Below are 1,072 nucleotides of genomic sequence, written 5' to 3' on the forward strand. Positions count from 1 at the left end.
TGTTGTTCCCACTGACGTTGTGAGCACGGTTGATGGGTGATTTGCCGCCGATGCCGGTATGGGGTCTGTGGTGATTGTAGCTATGGATCCAGTCTTGGTAGGTGGCTGCTCGGGCGGCGTCTGAGTTGTAGTGGTGGGCGTAAGCCCATTCCGCGGCGAGGGTGCGGTGGAATCGTTCGATCTTTCCGTTGGTTTGGGGTCGGTAGGGCCGGGTGAACTTGTGCGTAATGTCGCCCAGAGCGTCGTTGAAGAACTTCGACCGGTAGCAGGAGCCGTTGTCGGTCATGACGCGCAGCACAGTGATGTCGTGGGTCGCGTAGAACGCGTTCGCGCGGCCCCAGAAGCCGGCCGCGGTTTCCTTCTTCTCATCGGTCAAGATCTCTGAATAGACCAGCCGGGAATAATCGTCGATCGCGGAGTGCAGAAATGAGTGGCCTACGCCTGCCTGACGGTTGCGTTTGCCGGCTTGGCGGCCGAGAGTGCGGTGGCCGCCGCCGTCGGGGATGCGACCAAGTTTCTTCACGTCAACGTGCACCAGCTCGCCTGGGGTTTTCTTCTCGTACCGAATCGGTTTGGGTTTGCGCACCGGCAGGCCCGTGTTCTGGTCTAGATGGCCCAGCAACGGCATCCGGTACCGGTTGAGGACCTTCGAGACCGTCGATTGCGGCAGCCTCAGGTGGTAGCCGATGCGGTGCGGCCCCCACCGCCTCGTGAAGCGCAGCGCGATGATTCGCCGTTCGGTGCGCCGGGCACATTGGTTCGGGGAGAAGTGCGGGCGCGACGACCGGTCGACGAGCCCGGAACCACCCTGAGCCCGGTACCGGGTAACCCATTTGGCCACGGTCGCGCGAGAGACCTGGAGCCGTTCGGCGACCCGGGCTTGAGCCCAGCCGTCGTTCACGACGAGCTGAACCAGCTTCAGCCGGCCTCCCGGGGTCAGCGGGGCGTTGGCATGAGTAACGTAAGAGATGAGGGCCTCCGTTGCATCGTGTTGAGTGTGGTAACCCAATCGATACCGGAGGTCCTCACCTTTTTAGCTCACGCCACGCTCACAACCTGTGTGGGAACAACA

The 1,072-nt window shown here is 62.2% G+C and carries 1 protein-coding gene; it reads right to left on the bottom strand.

The window, feature by feature from the left end; translation table 11 throughout:
- On the bottom strand, nt 1–970 hold a 970-nt coding region (locus tag CXY79_RS00005; protein ID WP_104099130.1), incomplete at its 3' end, for an IS481 family transposase.
- Nucleotides 971–1,072: the final 102 nt, after the last annotated feature.

It is taken from the genome of Cryobacterium sp. M96, from assembly GCF_002929845.1.
Lineage (GTDB): Bacteria > Actinomycetota > Actinomycetes > Actinomycetales > Microbacteriaceae > Cryobacterium > Cryobacterium sandaracinum.